Origin of the sequence: Acinetobacter sp. YH01006, from assembly GCF_013420445.1 — a bacterium.
Classification (GTDB): Bacteria; Pseudomonadota; Gammaproteobacteria; order Pseudomonadales; family Moraxellaceae; genus Acinetobacter; species Acinetobacter pseudolwoffii.
The window spans coordinates 84,165-97,225 of sequence record NZ_VOYB01000011.1; the positions used below are offsets into that span (position 1 = coordinate 84,165).

The window sequence follows — 13,061 nt, forward strand, 5'->3', positions numbered from 1 at the left end:
TTTAGCTCTGTTTTCATGTGACAAGAGTTGAAGAGTTCTCTTGATAATTGAATGCAAAAAGTGAGATGAACATGAGCTTGTACGAGCAAATTAGCGAAGAAATTACTCTGATGGATGCAGGCGAACAGAAATGGATCGGGCAGGATCTACCTCTTGAGGCCATGATGGCGGTTGAGTTAATGCTGCAAGAACTCGCGGAAGAAAAAGTCATCAAAGTCCGCCGTAAAAACCATGAAAAGACGACTGGCCTAAAACAGGTTGATCGTATTCTGGTTGAAAAACTGTAAAGCTAAAATACTAAAAAGTCCCTGATTGGGGCTTTTTTTATGCCAGATGATTTTTGTCTGGAAGTTGCTTATCAAAACCAGATGAGATAAAGATAAGCTTGTAACTCGCTATAGAACTCAGCACCCTATCGAAACGGCTTATATTGATGAAATAGGCAAAAGAAGTTGGTAAACATGAAAATAAATTCCCAGATTCAGATCAAATCTTTAGAGCAAATATCACAGTACCAATGGCTGCCTTTATGGCAAGAATATCAGGCTTTTTATCATGCGAAGATCTGTGACGAGGTCAGTGAAAATACCTGGGCGAAATTACACAGTACTGAGCTAGATTCGATGTATGGATTTGCTGCATTGCTTGATGAAAAAGTGGTGGGCATTGTACATGTGGTCGAGCATGACAGCAGTTGGACGCTACGGCCTTATGCTTATTTGCAGGATTTATTTGTGCCTTCGCAGTATCGAGGTCAAGGTATCGCTTGCAAGTTGATTGAACAGGTTTATCAGGTGGCAGAACAGCGTAATTGTGACCGCGTTTACTGGCTCACGCATGAATCAAATCGTCAGGCACAAATGCTCTATGATAAAGTGGCCAAAAAGACCGGATTTATCCAGTACCGTATGGATTAATAATAGAAATTTAAAAAATAACTTACAAATTTATCGTTTCATCGCTGCAACAAAACGTTTTATCTTTAGAGCTGTAAATATTTCTGAATTCTATACACTGAATAACATCCAAAACGAGAGATAAAAACATGAATTTCAAAACATTAGCATTAGGCTTAGCGGTTTCATCTGTAGCAACATTTTCTATTGCAAAACCAGTAACCTATACAATTGACCCGACCCATACTGCAGCCGTATTTAGCTGGGATCATTTCGGTTTTTCTACGCCATCTGGTAATTTCTCTGATATTCAGGGCAAAATCGTGGTGGACAATGAACAACCGGCAAAGTCAGCTGTGCATGTGACAATTCCAGTATCCAGTATTAATACCAACGTGACAGCTTTAGATGATCACTTAAAGAAAGCCGATTTCTTTGATGCAGCAAAATATCCAAACATCAGCTTTAAAAGTACCAAAGTAGAAACGCAGAACAAAAAGAACTTCAAAATTACTGGTGACTTAACTATTAAAGGCGTGACCAAACCTGTGGTATTGGATGCTGTTTTAAACAAACAGGCTGAACATCCAATGATGAAAGTTCCAGCAATTGGTTTCAATGCAACCACTTCATTTGACCGCTCTGCATTTGGTTTAGGAGCAAACGTACCGAGTGTGGGTGATAAAATTACTGTTCAGATTACCACTGAAGCCACTGTACCTGCGCCTACAAAGAAATAAGATTCTCTGTATGGGTAGTATGAAAAAGCACCTGATTTAGGTGCTTTTTTATCAAATAAAATGACTTAGATCTAATCACGATTCAGAATCAGCAGACAGCCAAAACTGATAAAGATCCCGCCTGTAACTCCATCAATCCATTTGGCAAATTTTTGATAATAAGTCGTCATCTTCGGCATTGAAAAAATAATGGCTACAACCGTAAACCAGAGCAAACTTTCGATAAAGACCAGAGCTAAAAGAGAAGATTGTTCTGATAGTTTTGCATTAGGGCTAATCGCCAATGCAAATACACTGCTAAAGTAAATCAGGGCTTTGGGGTTGGCCATGTTGGTGAAAAAACCTTGCAGCAATAATTTAAGATACGACGGCTGAACGATAGAAAGAGCTTCTGCTTTCGAATTTGTTAAAGGTAGAGGTGTCTTAAAGCTCGACTTCAACATCAAACTGCCCAGATAGAGCAGATATAATCCACCCAATAGCATTAAGATCTGCTGTAACCAGACCATTTTCTGAAATAAAAAATGCAGGCCGCCAAGTGCACAAATTGACCAGACCAGAATGCTCAATGAAATACCGAGGGCTGCACATAAAGCATGCTTTCTGGACTGCCGGATGGCACTTTGTGTGACAAAGAAAAAGTCCGGTCCTGGACTAATCAGGGCAAAAAAATGAATCACGGCAATGCCGAATAATGCGCTCATAATATTTCTACAGTCGAGAGGAAGAGTTTAGCCTAGAATTTATCTGAGACTAGGATACGATATTTAATTGCGTCAGATATTGCTCTAGTACAGTTTGCGAGGTAGTTTCCAGTACAGGCGCAAACTGAATATTGGCAGCGCGTAGTGCAGGAATATCAATTTTAGCCTGACTCAATTCACAGCTATGGCCAATCAGCCATTTTTCCAGACTGTCACTGGCGACTTCAGGATGGAATTGTAGTGCCAGAATATTACTGCCTATACGAAAGGCCTGATTTGCATAAAGCTCAGTACTTGCCAGTAATTCAGCTTGTTCAGGTAGGTCAAAGGTATCACCGTGCCAATGTAGCACTTCAATATTTTCCAGATTTCGCAGTAGATTATTCTCGATAGCTGCAAGACTGAGCTTAGACCAGCCAATTTCTTTGCTCTGTCCTGCATAGACTTTGGCACCAAGCGCATGCGCAATCAATTGAGCACCCAGACAGATTCCTAAAGTAGGTAAATTCTTACTCAAACGTACTTTAAGTAGGTCTATTTCTGCTTGTAAGAAAGGAAAGTTTTCTGTTTCATAAACCCCAATTGGGCCACCGAGAATTACGGTTAAACCAGGATGTTCATAAGCCTTACGCAGGTCATCAATCCCGGCTTCAAAATAGCGGACACGTAGCCCCAGCTGATAAAATACATCTTCCCAAGCACCGAGGTCTTCAAAAGCGAGATGTTGGATTGCATATACAGTATCGGGGAAATGGTCCAGGTTCAGCATGGTCATTTAATCTAAAACGGGAAATATTTATTTAACGTCATTCTGTAAAAAAATAGAAGTCTTTTTAATCCCGTAATTTATGAAGCAAGATATTCTCAATCTGAATAGTGAATCCTGGTGCAGGGCTCTGAACCGGCTTTGTATCATTATGCAGCCCAATTTCATTTCCCACTAGAAAGGCAGTAGAGTAGAGGTGAATATAGAATAAAAAGACTGAGGAAGAAAAAATGCACAATATCTGTCTCTATATCGATAAAAAACGTATCAGTCCCTATGTCATGTCAGTTTACGTCGCTTTAAAAGAAAAAGGCCTGAATTTTCAGGAAAAAACGGTTGACCTAGATCAACTGGAACAACAAAGCATGGCATATCGCAGAATTTGCCCCAGTAGAAAAGTCCCTTGTCTTGTGATGGATGATTTTCATTTATTTGAATCTTGGGCGATTACAGAATATCTGGAAGATGCTTTTCCAGCGCCAGATTATCCAGCTTTATACCCCAGAGAGAGTCAGGCCAGAGCAAAATGCCGTGCAGTTCAGGCTTTAGTCAAAACTGATTTTATGGCAATCCGCCAGGCCATGCCTTCAGACTCAATCTTTGTTCCACCTAAAGGACTTTTTATTGCATCAGCCGAAGTCTTGCAAGATATTCAGCGTTTATTGGCAGTCACAGAGAGTTTGCTCAGTGAATGCTGGCTGACTGAACAGTGGTCAATTGCAGATTTTGATCTGGCCTTTATGCTGCATCGCCTGCTTAGCCAGCAGATTGAACTGCCTGATAAAATTCAGGTATATATCCAGCGAAATTTCCAGCGTGCTTCAGTTCAGGCGTGGCTAACAGAAAATGAAAAGCTCAAGCTTTAAGCTGCCAAAACTTATCAACTAGAGGATACAAAAAAGACTTAAATAGATAAAAATCAAGCGTAATATAAATCAGAACTGTGTGGAAAATTACGAGAAATAATGTCCTTGTTGCATCATTATTAAGGAGTGCGGGGTGGGGAATTCACATCATCATGAGCATAGTCATGTCACTGTGACTGCGAAAAATATCAAAAAATTATCGATTGCTCTGGCACTCACGACCAGCTTTTTAATTGTGGAAGTGATCGCCGGCTTTATGACGCAAAGTCTGGCCTTGCTTTCTGATGCAGCACATATGTTTACCGATGCTGCTGCACTGGCCATTGCGCTGGCGGCCATCAAGATTGGGCAAAAACCGGCAGATAACAAACGCACGTTTGGCTATCAACGCTTTGAAATTCTGGCGGCCTTGTTTAATGCCTTGATGCTCTTTGTGGTGGCGATTTATATTTTATTTGAAGCCTATCAACGTTTAAGCAATCCTCCAGAAATCCAGAGTCTGGGGATGATGGTTGTGGCGAGCTTAGGACTCATCATTAACCTGATTTCGATGAAAATTCTGGTGTCGAGTAGTCAGGAAAGTCTAAATATCAAAGGGGCTTATCTGGAGGTGCTGAGTGATGCATTGGGGTCAGTCGGCGTGATGATCGGGGCGCTGCTGATTTATTTTACTGGCTGGATGTGGGTAGATACACTGATTGCCGTATTGATCGGATTTTGGGTTTTGCCACGCACCTGGATTTTGCTCAAACAAAGTATCAATATTCTGCTGGAAGGAGTGCCAGATGAAATTGATATTGAAAAACTGCGTCATGATCTTTTAGCACTCGAAGGCGTACAAGAGATTCATCAGCTTAAAGTCTGGGCGATTACTTCCAAAAAAGTCATGTTGACGGTACATTTGGTTGCACCGAATGTAGATTATCAGAAACTGCGTCATCAGGCTTTTGAAATATTGAGCCATCAGCATCATATTACTGAAATGACTTTACAGATTGAGGCAGAAAATTGTCCACCGGAACAACGAGGGCATTCGACCCATCAGCACTGAAATATAATCATCTGAGCATCGCAGGGCTTAACTGTTTTTTTAGAAGTGAACGGATGACATCCAAATAACTTGGTGGAGCATCGACATACTGACGCTCTCTTAACATTTGATGCATTTTCGCCAGCTTTTGATGCGGAACAGCGGCCATTAAATGATGTTCAATATGATAGTTCACATGAATCGGTGCCACAAAAGCCCGTGCCAGATAACCTGCGCGGGTTGTACGGGTATTGCTGAGGGCAGAATGACTGGTTTCCAGACCCGCATGTTCAGCCATTGCGCGAATACGGATAAATAAAGGGAATGGTGTGATATAAGCCAAAGGCCATAGCAAATACAGCTTAGGATGGCCACTGGCCCAAAGCACAGAGAAAATCGTGGCATTCGCGAGCAGCATACCTGAACTGTTTTTCAGCAGATTTTTGGCCAAATCTACCTTGCTACGATCACCACGTGGAATAGGTTTGGGATCGTTGGATACACTCCATTCCAGAAGCTCCAAATCCATCAATACCCGACCTGCCAGAAATTTAAGTCCAGATTGCCCGTTTAAGTCGCGAAAGAATTTTCGGAATAATGAGCTTTGAGTAATGGGGAAGTTTTTCACCAGGCCTAAATCCGGGTCGTCTGGTTGAGAGGTTTTAGCATGATGTTTCAAGTGATAAGGACGATATTTGCTGACCTCATTCCAGATTGGGCGTGCACACAGCCAATCGGTCAAATGTGTATTTAGCCATTTGGTTTTAAACAGGCTATGGTGTGAGGCATCGTGCATCAAAATCGCCATGGCCAGCTGACGACCTGCCAAAATCGCCAATGCCACTGCACACATTAAAACCTTTCCCCAAATGGGCAAATATTCCCAGCTATAGGCCACTGTACCGAAGGTCATCACAATCACAGCCCAAGTTGAAGCTATAGACCAAGCACCATGTAAGTCAGAAGTCGTGGTGAGTTCTTTAATTTCTTCGCGGCTAAAAAATTCGGTGACACTGAGCTTAGTGTTCATTGTTTTTCCTATAGCGTTCTTATCATTACTTTCAATATATTTGTCCTAAATATTACAGTCAATTTATTTTTGTGAATAAATATGAAATAAATTATACACCCTGATTGTTAAAATATTGCTGCCATAAAAATTGCCCCTGTTTTTCTATTTTACGAACCGCCCGCTCAAATTGTTGCCGAGCTTCGGCTTCTATCCATTCTGCAGGAAGTAGGGGATCGGCACGTAAACTAAATAAGGCAGATTTACCGAGATAGAAGGCGGTTTTTGCTGCATCAGATAAAGGCAAGCTTTGAGAGTAATCAAACCATTGATGAATGTCTTGATTCACCTCCAGATAAGTTTGATGTAAGGCTTGAACATCCCAAAGTGCGCTGACATCTATTTCCTGATCTATCTCACTGACTTGAAAAAAACGTGCATCTGGATCTAATCCAAACTGGATTGCAGCCGTTTTTAATTCGGTTAAGCTCAGCATTAAGTTGTCTGGACGAATAAAAACATTCTGCTCCATTTCCTGAAAGCCATAATAACCTAGTGCTTTTTCCCGTTTGGATAATGCAGTGCGATCTACACGTCCCAAAGCACCGGTATAAACCAGTACATATTTTCCATTCCACGCGGTCGCCATTTGCATATTGGGATGCTTGTTTAAACTGATAAAAGAAGTATCAAATTTTTTTTCTAGCAATTGATACACCCCGCGCTCTACAGCTTGAATGATATTTTCCTGATTCAATCGGGCTACAGCAACCCGCAGACTATTGTGAGAAATGCTTAATAGATCTGCTGCACATAGCATCTGTTTAATGCTGGCGGTGGAATTTTGAGACGCATATAACAAGTCTAAAACCAGATGACGGGCATTCAATTTATAAGTCATGAAACGATATCGTAATTAAAGGAATTGAAAGTTTTGAAGTTTATTTACAATAGCAATTTGTTGTGAATAACCCAAAAAATGTCAGGGTGAAAGAGGATGAATAAGTGATTTGAGATATGCTTTTTATCAATGAAATTTTTTAAACACAATAAAAAAACCCTTATCTTTCGATAAGGGCTTTTCGTATTCTGGAGCGGGAAAGGAGACTCGAACTCCCGACCCCAACCTTGGCAAGGTTATGCTCTACCAACTGAGCTATTCCCGCAATGAGATGAATTATAGAGAATTCCACAGCAGTGTCAACTCTCTACAAATCTGTTTGCTTAATTAATCAGCACGGCGCCAAACTGTACCTTGGCGGGTATCTTCAAGAACAACACCTTGATCAAGTAAAGATTGGCGAATTTCATCCGCACGCGAAAATTCTTTGGCTTTTTTGGCATCTTGACGCTGTTGAATTAAACCTTCAATTTGTTCAGGTGATAACCCTAGGGCTTCCTGACCAATATCAGATTTGAGAAACTCATCTGCATCTTGTTGTACCAGACCGAGAATATTGGTCAAATGGCGTAAAGTTGCGTAGTAGATTGCTGCCTGTTCCGCATTTTCTTCTTTCACGGCACGATTCAGTTCTTTGTTAATTTCAAATAGCACTGCAATCGCTTCAGGTGTATTGAAATCATCACGCATGGCGGCATTAAAACGTTCAACCAAAGCATCATCCAAGGTTTCCACCAGATGATCGCCATAAACCGCCTGATAGGTTTTAAATGAATGGTAGAAACGAGACAAAGTATTTTTCGCTTCTTTTAAGGCAACATCCGAATAGTTCACCGGACTGCGATAGTGTGAAGACACAATAAAGTAACGCACCACTTCCGGATGGAACTTTTCGATCACGTCGCGAATGGTGAAGAAATTGCCTAAAGACTTCGACATTTTCTCGCCATCGACATTAATGAATCCGGCATGCATCCAGTAATTCACATATTGTTCACCGGTTGCTGCTTCAGATTGTGCAATCTCATTTTCATGATGCGGGAAGGTCAAATCGGCACCGCCGCCATGAATGTCGAAATGATTGCCCAGGCAGCAGGTCGACATCGCTGAACATTCAATATGCCAACCCGGGCGGCCATTACCCCAAGGTGAAGGCCATGCAGGTTCATTTTCTTTGGCGTGTTTCCAGAGGACAAAGTCAAATGGATGTTTCTTTTGAACTTCGACATCAACACGTTCAGAAGCCCCAGCTTGCATATCTTCTAACTTGCGACCAGAAAGACGGCCATATTTGGCAAATTTCTCGACTTCAAAATAGACATCGCCATTATTAGATGGATATGCCGTGCCTTTGTCGACCAGATTGCCAATCATATCTTGCATTTGGTCAATATAGTCTGTGGCTTTAGGCGCAGCATCAGGCGGGAGACAGCCTAGTTTGGCAAAGTCTTCATTCATCGCATCAATAAAGCGGCCGGTCAACTCCGAGATACTTTCGCCATTTTCATTGGCACGTTTAATAATTTTGTCATCAATATCGGTAATATTGCGCACGTATTTGACTTTCCAGCCTTGGCTGCGCAGGAAACGGATAATATAGTCAAATGCAACCACTGTACGTGCGTGTCCAATATGACAGTAGTCATAGACGGTCATACCACAGACATACAAATCAATTTGACCTTCAACACGAGGTACGAATTCTACTTTTTTGCGTTGCTCTGAGTTATATAGAACAAATGGTTGCATAGCTGTTCAAAAGACTTCAAATAAAAGGATGAATCATCTTAACCTAAGCATAATTATTCATAAAGACAAAAGCGTAAAAAGCCTCAGATATTTAGCATAGTTAGGCAGAGATACTGATTGATAAAAAGGTGATTCTTGGACGGAAGTCAGAATATTGAGCTCAGCTTTACAGAACTAGTGTTTGCCAGGGAGATTAGGTGATATTGGGATGAGTATGATCTTATTCGAATCCAGCTTATTGAGGAGAGAGTAGGCGTGTGTCGATAGAAAATAAAAAACAAGCATATTTTACAGCGTCAAAAATGGAGTAAATGTAGAGATGGAGATACCAGACTGCGTAAGTCACATACAATCAAGATATATTAAAAATCTGTCGAATCTTCTACATTTAGAAAGCTCGCAATTGCATAGCTATGCTAAAATTGCGAAAATTGTGCCCATCAAATGAGAGTTTTTCTCTGTCCTTAACGTAGGTAAGCAGGCTTTGAATTCACAAAAAACAGCGAATCAACTCGATTTTCAGAAAGTCGCACTTGAAACACTGCGCATCGAAGAAAATGCATTACAGATTTTAGCCACACAGATTGATGGCCGTTTTAGCCGGGCCTGTGAAATTATTCTACAGTGTACTGGTCGTCTGGTAATTACCGGAATGGGCAAGTCAGGTCATATTGGCCGTAAAATGGCGGCGACCTTTGCTTCGACCGGAACCCCCTCATTCTTTATGCATCCGGGTGAAGCCGGTCATGGCGACTTGGGCATGCTGGTCGCGGGTGACGTGCTGATTGCGATTTCAAACTCAGGCAAGAGTGATGAGATCATGATGCTGATGCCACTCATCAAACATCTGGAAATTCCTTTAATTACCATTAGCGGCGATGAGCGTGGCCCAATGCCACAAAATGCCGATGTGGCTTTAACTCTGGGCAATATTCAGGAAGCCTGTCCGCTCGGGTTGGCACCCACCTCATCAACGACTGCCACCTTGGCCTTAGGCGATGCTTTGGCGGTGGCGTTATTGGATGCGCGTGGTTTTACTTCAGATGATTTCGCCCGCTCGCATCCCGCCGGAGCTTTGGGTAAGCGCCTGTTATTACATGTAAAACATCTGATGCGTACGGGTGATGATTTACCTAAAGTTTCACCAGATACCGCCATGAACAAAGTATTATATGAAATTTCAAACAAACGTCTGGGATTGACCACGGTCGTAGATGCAAATGATGTCTTGCTGGGAATTTTTACCGATGGTGACTTGCGTCGTTTAATTGATAAACAGCAAGGTTTTGATGTCAATCTGGCAATTCAGGACGTGATGACCAAGAATCCGCTTACGATTTCTCAGGAAGCACGTGCAGTCGTGGCGCTGGAACGTATGAATGAACGTAAAATCAACCAGTTTGTAGTGGTTGATGAGGCCAATAAAGTGATTGGTGTGATTAGTATGCATGACCTGATTCAGGCTGGGGTAAATTAATAAATGGCATCTTATGTATTATTAGAGCAGGCACGTCATATTGCAGCATTAGTGCTTGATGTAGATGGTATTTTAAGTGACGGCTTTGTAACGCTGACCAATACTGGTGATGAAATCAAATCATTCGATATCCGCGATGGTCTGGGTATGAAGCTGGTTCAGCAGGCTGGAATCAAAGTGATTATTATCACTGGCCGTAAAAGTAATATTGTCGAAAAACGGATGTCGGATCTGGGTGTGGATCTGGTCTATCAGGGCCGTGAAGATAAAGGCACAGCACTACGTGAAGCATGTGCACAGCTCAATATCGACCCTGAAGATTGCTTATATATGGGCGATGACTGGCCTGATTTGTCTGCTTTTGCCATTGCTGGCATGAAAGTGACCGTACCGAATGGTCATGTCGAAGTTCGTCGCCGTGCAGATCTGGTGACTCAGGCGCTAGGTGGCCGTGGTGCAGTACGTGAAATCTGCGATATGCTGCTGATGTCCAAAGGCGTATACCAAGAGTTACTTGAAAAATATACTCGTGCGCCTTATTAATAAGTCATATCTTTTGGATTAAGTACACCGCTTATGGATACTAAAGTTTTATATATTACGGCTGTGATGATTGCCGCAATAAGTGGTGGTTATTATTATTACAGTGGCAAGGGCAATAAGCTGCAGACGGACTCCGCGCGCAGCATGACCTATTCCGCTCAAGATATTAACTTAACCCAGACAGATGAATCAGGTATGTTATCGGTTCGCGCCCAAGTGGATCGACTTGAGCAGAACCTGCAGCAACAGACCTCCAAACTGGAAAACCTGCAAGCTTCGACCTATGACAATGCTCAAGTCGATGCGACTTTCTCTGCCAAAATGGCGCATGGCTATGATGACAATACAAAAGTTGTACTCTCTCAAGAAGTGCTTGCCACCAAAATCATGCAAAATGGACAGTTAGAGTTCCGTACTGAGGAGCTGACGGCTTTTCCAAAAACACGTGAAATTGAAACTGATAAAACGGTGATCGTGGAGTCTCCACAGGCTGAATTTATCAGCCAGGGTCTTAAAGCCAATCTTAATGATGGTCAATACGAATTCTTTAATATTCGAGGAAAGTATGAACCAAATTCCTAAAGTCAAAATGATGCACACTTTCCTGAAGCGCACTGCGCTGGCGACTGTGATTGGACTTGCTTCAATCGCGGCCTTTGCCTTGCCATCTGACCGTAACCAGCCGATCACTTTACTGGCGGATCGCGCGACTTTTAATGAGCGTACTGGGGTGACGACCTATTCTGGCAATGTCATCATTGAACAGGGCACCATGAAGCTACAAGCCAATTCAATTGTGGCCAATCTGAACAATAAGCGCCAGATTAGCCTGATCACGGCTACCGGTAGCCCGACACAGTTCCAGCAAAAAGTAGATGCCTCCAAAGGTCTGACCAAAGGTCAGGCTCAGAAAATTGTCTACAATGCTGAAACCGGAATTATTACCCTGTCTGGTAATGCCTTATTGCAGCAGGATGGGGCCAGTATTCGTGGTGCGACTTTAAAATATAGTATGAATAAAGGTGATGTTGAAGCGATTGGTACACCGAATAAAACCGGTTCAGCTGAAGGTCGCGTAAAAATTGTGATTCCACCATCAGCTTCACAATCCTTTCCAGGAGCACGTGATTAATGGAACAATCGCAGCAAGTTCAAACCTTGACCATCAAACATCTGGCGAAAAATTATAATAAGCGCTGGGTGGTGAAAGATGTGTCTTTTAGTATGGAAAGTGGCCAGATTGTCGGATTGCTCGGACCTAATGGTGCAGGTAAAACCACCAGCTTCTATATGGTCGTCGGTCTGGTACGTATGGATAAAGGTGAAATCTATCTGGATGATCTGGATCTTTCTGATCTGGCCATGCATGAACGGGCACGCAAGGGAATTGGCTATTTGCCGCAAGAAGCATCGATTTTCCGCAAGCTGACAATTTCACAAAATATTATGGCGATTCTGGAAACCCGCAAGGATTTGACCAAGGCTCAGCGTCAGCAACGTCTGGCGGAACTTTTGGCCGACTTTAAAATCACTCATATCAAAGATTCTTTAGGAATGAGTGTTTCCGGTGGTGAGCGACGCCGTGCCGAGATTGCTCGTGCATTGGCGGCAGATCCAAAATTTATGTTACTCGATGAACCTTTTGCTGGTGTCGACCCGATCTCGGTTGGTGATATTAAAGATATCATCACCACTTTGAAAGATCGTGGGATTGGGGTATTGATTACCGATCATAATGTGCGTGAAACGCTGGCGATTTGTGAACATGCTTATATTGTGAGTGAGGGGGCATTGCTTGCTGAAGGTACGCCAGCTGAAATTCTGGCCAATGAAACAGTAAGAAAAGTTTATTTAGGTGATGATTTTACCGTATAAACAGCTTTTATGTCTGTAAGATACCCACATCACGGCACCAATTGTCGGATGAGGGTTTTTTTTCATCAAATCAACGTTAAAAAAGTATCTTTTACAACGATTTGATATATTGTTAGGCTAAAACACGAAACATTAATTATTATGCGATTTAGGGTACAGCACATAAAAAATGTTCAGGGGAAAACCGATAAAAAAAGGGGGATCTTCATGAGTCTTCTTTTGCCTTTATCTATTTCCTTGGCACATGCAGAAACTTCGCAAAACCATTTTGCAAATATTAAAAACGGTTTAAGTAAACTGATTGCACCAGAGCCAACACGGTCAGCGCATTCAGTTGATATTACGTCACTCAGTCGCTACTCATTAGACACTTCTCAGGTATAGTCCACACGCCAAAAAACCAATACAATACTGATATGAGTTATCCAATACATTTTAGAAAGAAAATATTAGCCAAGCTTGAAGAAGGTCAATCTATCCGAGCGGTTGCTCAGCACTTCGAAAT

General features: G+C 42.1%; 16 protein-coding genes, 1 tRNA gene and 1 pseudogene. 12 read left to right on the forward strand and 6 right to left on the reverse strand.

Features of this window, described 5'->3' with window-relative positions; translation table 11 throughout:
- The first annotated feature begins 71 nt into the window (after window positions 1-71).
- The 3 genes from FTT73_RS10855 (at window position 72) to FTT73_RS10865 (ending at window position 1,636) form a co-directional block, all read left to right on the forward strand.
- On the forward strand, window positions 72-287 hold the full coding sequence (locus FTT73_RS10855) for a hypothetical protein (RefSeq protein WP_005096650.1): 216 nt from the start codon (window positions 72-74) through the stop codon (window positions 285-287).
- A 174-nt stretch (window positions 288-461) separates the two neighbouring features.
- The gene (locus FTT73_RS10860) at window positions 462-917 is read left to right on the forward strand and encodes a GNAT family N-acetyltransferase (RefSeq protein ID WP_005171309.1); all 456 of its coding nucleotides are present in this window, start codon (window positions 462-464) and stop codon (window positions 915-917) included.
- 128 nt (window positions 918-1,045) lie between these two features.
- Complete coding sequence (locus FTT73_RS10865) at window positions 1,046-1,636, forward strand: YceI family protein (RefSeq protein ID WP_005171307.1); 591 nt, start codon at window positions 1,046-1,048, stop codon at window positions 1,634-1,636.
- A 71-nt stretch (window positions 1,637-1,707) separates the two neighbouring features.
- Here FTT73_RS10865 and FTT73_RS10870 read toward each other — a convergent pair whose 3' ends face one another.
- Window positions 1,708-2,340: a LysE family transporter gene (locus tag FTT73_RS10870; RefSeq protein WP_100357102.1), complete on the reverse strand. Its 633-nt coding sequence runs from the start codon at window positions 2,338-2,340 to the stop codon at window positions 1,708-1,710.
- A gap of 49 nt (window positions 2,341-2,389) precedes the next feature.
- Window positions 2,390-3,109, reverse strand: a complete 720-nt coding sequence (locus FTT73_RS10875) for a glutamine amidotransferase (protein ID WP_180191422.1) — start codon at window positions 3,107-3,109, stop codon at window positions 2,390-2,392.
- 227 nt (window positions 3,110-3,336) lie between these two features.
- On the opposite strand from FTT73_RS10875, the gene yfcF reads away from it, so the two are divergent.
- Both yfcF and FTT73_RS10885 read left to right on the forward strand, forming a co-directional pair.
- The gene (yfcF, locus tag FTT73_RS10880) at window positions 3,337-3,972 is read left to right on the forward strand and encodes a glutathione transferase (RefSeq protein WP_159138184.1); all 636 of its coding nucleotides are present in this window, start codon (window positions 3,337-3,339) and stop codon (window positions 3,970-3,972) included.
- A 133-nt stretch (window positions 3,973-4,105) separates the two neighbouring features.
- The gene (locus FTT73_RS10885; protein WP_180191423.1) at window positions 4,106-5,023 is read left to right on the forward strand and encodes a cation diffusion facilitator family transporter; all 918 of its coding nucleotides are present in this window, start codon (window positions 4,106-4,108) and stop codon (window positions 5,021-5,023) included.
- A 7-nt stretch (window positions 5,024-5,030) separates the two neighbouring features.
- On the opposite strand, the gene FTT73_RS10890 is transcribed toward FTT73_RS10885, so the two are convergent.
- The 4 genes from FTT73_RS10890 to cysS all read right to left on the reverse strand — a co-directional run bounded on the left by FTT73_RS10890 (window position 5,031) and on the right by cysS (window position 8,661).
- Complete coding sequence (locus tag FTT73_RS10890; RefSeq protein ID WP_180191424.1) at window positions 5,031-6,032, reverse strand: fatty acid desaturase family protein; 1,002 nt, start codon at window positions 6,030-6,032, stop codon at window positions 5,031-5,033.
- Between the two features lie 91 nt (window positions 6,033-6,123).
- Entirely contained in the window at window positions 6,124-6,912 is a 789-nt protein-coding gene (locus FTT73_RS10895) for a PaaX family transcriptional regulator C-terminal domain-containing protein (protein WP_159138181.1), read from the reverse strand.
- A 189-nt stretch (window positions 6,913-7,101) separates the two neighbouring features.
- Window positions 7,102-7,177: transfer RNA gene (locus tag FTT73_RS10900), tRNA-Gly, on the reverse strand.
- Window positions 7,178-7,239: 62 nt separating this feature from the next.
- Window positions 7,240-8,661, reverse strand: coding sequence for a cysteine--tRNA ligase (gene cysS, locus FTT73_RS10905; protein ID WP_005171297.1), 1,422 nt, complete (start codon window positions 8,659-8,661; stop codon window positions 7,240-7,242).
- Window positions 8,662-9,145: 484 nt separating this feature from the next.
- Here cysS and FTT73_RS10910 point away from each other — a divergent pair, with 484 nt between their 5' ends.
- The 7 genes and pseudogenes from FTT73_RS10910 to FTT73_RS10940 form a co-directional block, all read left to right on the forward strand.
- On the forward strand, window positions 9,146-10,138 hold the full coding sequence (locus FTT73_RS10910) for a KpsF/GutQ family sugar-phosphate isomerase (RefSeq protein ID WP_071851229.1): 993 nt from the start codon (window positions 9,146-9,148) through the stop codon (window positions 10,136-10,138).
- 3 nt (window positions 10,139-10,141) lie between these two features.
- Complete coding sequence (locus FTT73_RS10915; RefSeq protein ID WP_005096667.1) at window positions 10,142-10,681, forward strand: HAD family hydrolase; 540 nt, start codon at window positions 10,142-10,144, stop codon at window positions 10,679-10,681.
- Window positions 10,682-10,714: 33 nt separating this feature from the next.
- Entirely contained in the window at window positions 10,715-11,263 is a 549-nt protein-coding gene (lptC, locus tag FTT73_RS10920) for an LPS export ABC transporter periplasmic protein LptC (RefSeq protein WP_005096668.1), read from the forward strand.
- On the forward strand, window positions 11,247-11,813 hold the full coding sequence (gene lptA, locus FTT73_RS10925) for a lipopolysaccharide transport periplasmic protein LptA (RefSeq protein ID WP_005171293.1): 567 nt from the start codon (window positions 11,247-11,249) through the stop codon (window positions 11,811-11,813). Before lptC ends, lptA begins: the two co-directional genes overlap by 17 nt.
- A complete protein-coding gene (gene lptB / locus FTT73_RS10930) occupies window positions 11,813-12,556 on the forward strand; it encodes an LPS export ABC transporter ATP-binding protein (RefSeq protein ID WP_005096670.1) in 744 nt (247 codons plus the stop codon). Before lptA ends, lptB begins: the two co-directional genes overlap by 1 nt.
- Before the next feature lie 207 nt (window positions 12,557-12,763).
- Window positions 12,764-12,940 (forward strand): hypothetical protein, encoded by a 177-nt coding sequence (locus FTT73_RS10935; RefSeq protein ID WP_257232878.1) that lies wholly within the window; start codon window positions 12,764-12,766, stop codon window positions 12,938-12,940.
- A 32-nt stretch (window positions 12,941-12,972) separates the two neighbouring features.
- Window positions 12,973-13,061, forward strand: a pseudogene (locus tag FTT73_RS10940) (transposase); the annotation flags it as partial.

What these genes read in the sequence shown, in the direction of transcription:
- FTT73_RS10855 (WP_005096650.1), top strand. Translation starts at nt 72, where the DNA reads ATGAGCTTGTACGAGCAAATTAGCGAAGAAATTACTCTGATGGATGCA.
- FTT73_RS10860 (WP_005171309.1), top strand. Translation starts at nt 462, where the DNA reads ATGAAAATAAATTCCCAGATTCAGATCAAATCTTTAGAGCAAATATCA.
- FTT73_RS10865 (WP_005171307.1), top strand. Translation starts at nt 1,046, where the DNA reads ATGAATTTCAAAACATTAGCATTAGGCTTAGCGGTTTCATCTGTAGCA.
- FTT73_RS10870 (WP_100357102.1), bottom strand. Translation starts at nt 2,340, where the DNA reads ATGAGCGCATTATTCGGCATTGCCGTGATTCATTTTTTTGCCCTGATT.
- FTT73_RS10875 (WP_180191422.1), bottom strand. Translation starts at nt 3,109, where the DNA reads ATGCTGAACCTGGACCATTTCCCCGATACTGTATATGCAATCCAACAT.
- yfcF (WP_159138184.1), top strand. Translation starts at nt 3,337, where the DNA reads ATGCACAATATCTGTCTCTATATCGATAAAAAACGTATCAGTCCCTAT.
- FTT73_RS10890 (WP_180191424.1), bottom strand. Translation starts at nt 6,032, where the DNA reads ATGAACACTAAGCTCAGTGTCACCGAATTTTTTAGCCGCGAAGAAATT.
- FTT73_RS10895 (WP_159138181.1), bottom strand. Translation starts at nt 6,912, where the DNA reads ATGACTTATAAATTGAATGCCCGTCATCTGGTTTTAGACTTGTTATAT.
- cysS (WP_005171297.1), bottom strand. Translation starts at nt 8,661, where the DNA reads ATGCAACCATTTGTTCTATATAACTCAGAGCAACGCAAAAAAGTAGAA.
- FTT73_RS10915 (WP_005096667.1), top strand. Translation starts at nt 10,142, where the DNA reads ATGGCATCTTATGTATTATTAGAGCAGGCACGTCATATTGCAGCATTA.
- lptC (WP_005096668.1), top strand. Translation starts at nt 10,715, where the DNA reads ATGGATACTAAAGTTTTATATATTACGGCTGTGATGATTGCCGCAATA.
- lptA (WP_005171293.1), top strand. Translation starts at nt 11,247, where the DNA reads ATGAACCAAATTCCTAAAGTCAAAATGATGCACACTTTCCTGAAGCGC.
- lptB (WP_005096670.1), top strand. Translation starts at nt 11,813, where the DNA reads ATGGAACAATCGCAGCAAGTTCAAACCTTGACCATCAAACATCTGGCG.
- FTT73_RS10935 (WP_257232878.1), top strand. Translation starts at nt 12,764, where the DNA reads ATGAGTCTTCTTTTGCCTTTATCTATTTCCTTGGCACATGCAGAAACT.